The organism is Mesorhizobium sp. M7A.F.Ca.CA.002.15.2.1, assembly GCF_003998715.1.
GTDB classification, from domain to species: domain Bacteria; phylum Pseudomonadota; class Alphaproteobacteria; order Rhizobiales; family Rhizobiaceae; genus Mesorhizobium; species Mesorhizobium ciceri.
The window spans coordinates 1-4,916 of sequence record NZ_RZPI01000433.1; the positions used below are offsets into that span (position 1 = coordinate 1).

Sequence of the window (4,916 nt, forward strand, 5' to 3'; positions counted from 1 at the left end):
GGCTTTGGGACTTCGTCGACAGCGTCATAGAAGAAACCGGGGCGCCGCATTCGGGCATCGGCTTCGAGATCACCGAAACCGCCGCCGTCACCAATTTCGATGCCGCCGAACAGTTCGTGCGCAAGGCGCGCGAGCGGCGTTGCCGGGTCGGCCTCGATGATTTCGGAGCCGGCATGAGCTCGTTCGAATATCTCCGGCGGTTCCCCGTCGACACGATCAAGATCGACGGTTCCTTCATCGAGCACATCACGCAAAGCCGCTTCGACCGCGAGATCGTGCTGGCCATCACCAGCATTGCCCGTAGCCTCGGCTGCGACGTGGTCGGTGAGAAGATCGAACGGCAGGACACGCTGGCCATGTTGAGCGACATGGGGGTCGCCTTCGGCCAGGGATTTTTGCTGCACCGGCCGGAGCCGCTCGAGCGAATTGTCGCGCGCGCAACCAAGGGAGCGACGGCCCGCAAGGCATCGTGATCCGGGTGCGGCGAGTTTCAGGCCAGGCCGGACTGGCCTGAAACTCGACACTTTCTATCCGGTTCGCCGCGCCGTCGATTGCGGGAACTCCAGCACTCCAGCCTCGGGTCGCCTGTGCTGCGCCTCCGTCACCGCTTCGATCAACAGATCGAGCGCGTCACAGGCGGCACGGCTCGTCTCGTCATTGCCCTGCAGATAATGATAGGCGCGTTCGAGGTGGATGCGGGCGGCTGAAAAATCGCTGGTCAATGGTCCCTCCATGATCCCGCCCTAAAAAGAGCTTGCCGGAGACGAGGGAACGCCGGGTAAATATCCACAAGCGGCTTTTATTCAAATGCCGCCGAATGTTGTGAGCAGACGCGCGGCGTTGAAGCTGCCGATCTCCCCTACGAGGGGGAGATTGGCAGTTTCAACGCCGCACAGCTACACTGCGGCCCCTTGCGCAAGGTGACATCGATGATCGTCCAGGCCTGCATCAACGGCGCGCGTCCGCGCGATTTCCACCCGAAGCTGCCGCTGACTGCCGAGGCAATGGCCAGCGATGCGGCAGCCTGCGTCGCCGCTGGAGCGGCCGAACTGCATATCCATCCGCGCGGCACCGACGGACGCGAAAGCCTGGCAGCCGTCGACGCCACGGTGCTGGCGGTGCGCCGGACCTGCCCGGGAACACTGGTTGGCGTGTCGACCGGCGCCTGGACCGAGAACGACGTCGAGCGGACCCGAGCGGCGATCGCCGGCTGGCGAGACCTGCCTGACTATGCTTCGGTCAACCTGTCCGAACCGGATGCGCCCGCCGTGATGGAGTTGCTGCGCCAGCGTGGTGTAGGCATCGAGGCGGGGCTAGCCGTCGTCGCCGATGCCGAGCGCTTCGTAGCGCTTCCTGGCCACAACCAGGTGCTGCGCATTCTGATCGAGATCGATATCCCCGACCTGTCCGCTGCACTCGATGAAGCGCATGGCATCGCCGCCGTACTCGAGCGCGCCGGGGTAGGGCGGCCGATCCTGCTGCATGGCGTCGACACGACTGTCTGGCCCCTCGTCGAGCTTGCGCATCGCCAGCGCTGGTCGACACGGGTCGGTCTGGAAGACGGCAAGACGCTCGCCGATGGCAAGACAGCCAAGGACAATGCGGAAATCGTCGCTGCCGCCGTGGCGATCTTTCGCGGTGCGCCCGTCGTTGCCTCATAGGCAAGCGGCTTGACGTCTCCGTGCGTGCGAAGGTCTCACGACAAAGGTCGTCGCTCTCCGGCATCCAGCAACCATTGCCGCACGGCTTGCGTCGGCTCGGGGTGGCGCTGTTTTCTCGGCATCACGACATAAAAATCCTGCGTGCCGCGCATTTCGCCGCTGACGGGCTGAACCAGACGGCCGGCGGCGAGGTCGGCGGCGACGAGAAAGCGGCTGGCCAGCGCAATGCCCTGGCCGGCCACCGCCGCGTCGATGGCGAGGCCGGTCTGGTTGAAGCGCATGCGTTTGAGTTCGGTCGTCATCTTCAGGCCGACGGCCTTTTCCATGAATTCCGGCCACAGATTGTGGGCATCGTGCAGCAGTACGTGGTGCTGGATTTCGGAGGCCGCGATCTCGATCGCGCCGGCCGGCAGCAGGGCCGGGCTGCACACGGCGACGATCTGCTGGGGAAACAGCAGGTCGACGACCAGCCCGGCGCCGAAGGGTGGGCGGCCCTGCCTGACCGCGATGTCGACGCCATCGGCCTGGAAGCTCGACAGGCTTTCGCTGGCCAGTACGCGCAGGTCGACCAGCGGGTGGTGCGCGACGAAGTCGTGCAGTCTCGGGATAAGCCATTTGGTGGCGAAGCTCGGCGTCACGCTGATCGTCAGCCGCGCCGGCTCGGGACGAAGCAGCAGCGTCGCCTCCGAGATCAGGTCGAAGGCGCGGCGGATGTTGGGGACATAGGCGCGGCCCTCATCGGTCAGCGCCAGGCCGCGCGGCAGCCGCTCGAACAGCTTCGTGCCGAGATCGGCCTCCAGCCCGCGAATGTGCTGGGCGACCGCCCCTTGCGTGACGTTGAGCTCTTCGGCCGCGATGCGGAAGTTGAGATGACGCGCCGAGGCTTCGAAGGCGCGCAGCGCATTCAACGGCGGCAAGCTGAGGAAGGTTTCGGGCATGCAGTAGTTTTTCTACAGGTTGATTTCAGGCATTCTGGTTCGAACCGACGGGGAAAACCAGCTATATCGACGCTCAACTCCCGAAAACACCGCTTGCGGTGCCCGCAAACCCTGAGAGGAAAATCCGATGAGTGTAGAAAAAGTAGCTGTGGTGGTGGCCGGCGGCAGCGGCATGGGGGCGGCGGCGGCCAAGCGGCTGGCGGCGGACGGCTTCAAGATTGCCATTCTTTCCTCTTCGGGCAAGGGCGAGGCGCTGGCCAAGGAGCTTGGCGGGCTCGGCGTCACCGGCTCCAACCAGTCGAACGACGATCTGCAGCGCCTCGTCGACCTGACGCTGGAGCGCTATGGCCGCATCGACGTGCTGGTCAACAGCGGCGGCCACGGGCCGCGTGCGCCGATCCTCGAGATCACCGACGAGCAATGGCACACCGGCATGGACGTCTACCTCCTCAACGTCATCCGGCCGGTGCGCATCGTGGCGCCGCAGATGGTCAAGCAGAAGGGTGGGGCCATCATCAACATCTCGACGGCCTGGGTGGTCGAGCCGAGCCCGATGTTCCCGACGTCCGCCGTGTTCCGCGCCGGCGTTGCCGCCTACACCAAGATCTTCGCCAACACCTATGCCGCCGACAATGTGCGCATGAACAATGTGCTGCCCGGCTGGATCGACAGCCTGCCGGCCACCGAAGAACGCCGCGACAGCGTGCCGATGCAGCGCTACGGCACTTCGGAAGAGGTCGCCGCGACCATCGCCTTCCTGGCGTCGGAGGGCGCCGGCTACATCACCGGCCAGAACATCCGGGTCGACGGCGGCATTATACGCGCTATTTGAGGGCGTCGGCCGGGAGGGGATTCCGGCATCTCACCCCAAGGAGCAAATAATGCGGCTTTTGATACTCGGCACCGGCTGGATGGCGCAGGAACATGCCCGGCGCTTCAGCGCCATCGAGGGCGTCGACATTGTCGGCGCAGTCGATGTCGATCCGGCGCGGGTTGGCGAGTTCGCCGACAGCTTTGACATTCCCAACCGCTTTACCGGGCTGGAGGAGGCGCTGGCATGGGGCGAGTTCGACGCGGTGGCCAATGTCACGCCCGACCGCATCCACCACCCGACCACCATGGCGCTGATCGCCGCCGGCAAGCCGGTGCTGTGCGAAAAGCCGCTGGCCGAAAACTTCGGCAAGGCGACCGAGATGGCCGATGCCGCCGAGGCCGCCGGCATCGTCAACATGGTGAACCTCACCTATCGCAATGTGGCCGCGCTGCAGAAAGCGCGCCAGATGGTGCAAGCGGGCGAGATCGGCACGGTCAGGCATGTCGAGGCGTCCTACCTGCAAAGCTGGCTGGTGTCGAAATTCTGGGGCGACTGGCGCACCGATCCGAAATGGCTGTGGCGGCTGTCGCGCGGCCACGGTTCCAATGGCGTGCTCGGCGATGTCGGCATCCACATCCTCGATTTCGCCAGCTATGGCGCAGCCGTCGACATCGACCATGTCTTCTGCCGGCTGCGCGCCTTCGACAAGGCGCCCGGCAACCGCATCGGCGACTACGGACTCGACGCCAATGACAGCTTCGCCATGACGCTGGATTTTTCCAACGGCGCCTTCGGCGTGGTGCATGCCAGCCGCTGGGCAACAGGCCATCTCAACGAACTGCGTCTGCGCATCTATGGCGAGAAGGGCGGCATCGAAGTGGTGCACAATCTCGACGGTTCGACGCTCAAGGCATGCGTGGGGGAGAATGTCGAGAACGCCATATGGGAAGAGCTCGACCCCGGCACGGTGGAGACCAACTACCAGCGTTTCACTGACGCGGTGCGCACGGGCGTGCAGGCCGAACCGTCCTTCCGCCATGCGGCCGAATTGCAGAAGGTGCTGGATCTGGCCGTGGTGTCGGACGAGAAGCGGGCCGAGCTGAGAGCGAACGCGGAAACGCGGTGAGGGCTCGCACCTCGCGCCCATACCGCAGTAGCTGGAAGGGGCCGAGTTCTGTCAGACTCCCCTCTGGCCTGCCGGCCATCTCCCTCGCAAGGGGGGAGATCGGCAGCTTCAATTGCTGCGCCTGGTAAGTCATCAGTGCCCGCCTCCTGATCCGTGTCAGGTGGCTTCAGGGGCCGGTCACGAGCGAAAAAACCAGTTTCTGCAAATTGCCGCCATTGCCGAATTCTATACGGTCGAAGTCGCGGCTTGCCTGCACCCGCGCCTTCGAGATCGCGTCGAGCCGCTTGACCACCTCGGCCCTGGTCTTGCTGCATTTGGGATCGTCGGCGACGGTCAGGCCGTCCGTCGCGGCTTGGATGTCGTGGACCATCTGGACC

7 protein-coding genes are annotated in these 4,916 nt (G+C 64.8%); 4 read left to right on the top strand and 3 right to left on the bottom strand.

Annotation, left to right across the window (positions count from 1 at the left end):
* Window positions 1-473: EAL domain-containing protein (locus tag ENZ74_RS21850; protein WP_164761126.1), on the top strand; the 473-nt coding region annotated here is incomplete at its 5' end.
* Window positions 474-527: 54 nt separating this feature from the next.
* Here ENZ74_RS21850 and ENZ74_RS21855 read toward each other — a convergent pair.
* On the bottom strand, window positions 528-722 hold the full coding sequence (locus tag ENZ74_RS21855) for a hypothetical protein (RefSeq protein ID WP_024501638.1): 195 nt from the start codon (window positions 720-722) through the stop codon (window positions 528-530).
* Between the two features lie 207 nt (window positions 723-929).
* Here ENZ74_RS21855 and ENZ74_RS21860 point away from each other — a divergent pair, with 207 nt between their 5' ends.
* Entirely contained in the window at window positions 930-1,661 is a 732-nt protein-coding gene (locus tag ENZ74_RS21860; RefSeq protein WP_063170281.1) for a 3-keto-5-aminohexanoate cleavage protein, read from the top strand.
* Between the two features lie 35 nt (window positions 1,662-1,696).
* Here ENZ74_RS21860 and gcvA read toward each other — a convergent pair whose 3' ends face one another.
* Complete coding sequence (gcvA, locus tag ENZ74_RS21865; protein WP_063168574.1) at window positions 1,697-2,599, bottom strand: transcriptional regulator GcvA; 903 nt, start codon at window positions 2,597-2,599, stop codon at window positions 1,697-1,699.
* Between the two features lie 127 nt (window positions 2,600-2,726).
* Here gcvA and ENZ74_RS21870 point away from each other — a divergent pair, with 127 nt between their 5' ends.
* Window positions 2,727-3,431: an SDR family oxidoreductase gene (locus ENZ74_RS21870; protein WP_024501629.1), complete on the top strand. Its 705-nt coding sequence runs from the start codon at window positions 2,727-2,729 to the stop codon at window positions 3,429-3,431.
* Between the two features lie 49 nt (window positions 3,432-3,480).
* Window positions 3,481-4,539 carry a Gfo/Idh/MocA family oxidoreductase gene (locus ENZ74_RS21875; RefSeq protein WP_063168573.1) on the top strand — a complete coding sequence of 353 codons (1,059 nt, stop codon included), beginning with the start codon at window positions 3,481-3,483 and terminating at the stop codon, window positions 4,537-4,539.
* Window positions 4,540-4,705: 166 nt separating this feature from the next.
* Here ENZ74_RS21875 and ENZ74_RS21880 read toward each other — a convergent pair.
* The coding region (locus ENZ74_RS21880; RefSeq protein WP_127312987.1) for a DUF922 domain-containing protein at window positions 4,706-4,916 on the bottom strand (211 nt) is incomplete at its 5' end.

Excerpts from the sequence above, each read along its gene's own strand:
- ENZ74_RS21870 (WP_024501629.1), top strand. The coding sequence starts at position 2,727 with ATGAGTGTAGAAAAAGTAGCTGTGGTGGTGGCCGGCGGCAGCGGCATG.
- ENZ74_RS21860 (WP_063170281.1), top strand. The coding sequence starts at position 930 with ATGATCGTCCAGGCCTGCATCAACGGCGCGCGTCCGCGCGATTTCCAC.
- gcvA (WP_063168574.1), bottom strand. The coding sequence starts at position 2,599 with ATGCCCGAAACCTTCCTCAGCTTGCCGCCGTTGAATGCGCTGCGCGCC.
- ENZ74_RS21875 (WP_063168573.1), top strand. The coding sequence starts at position 3,481 with ATGCGGCTTTTGATACTCGGCACCGGCTGGATGGCGCAGGAACATGCC.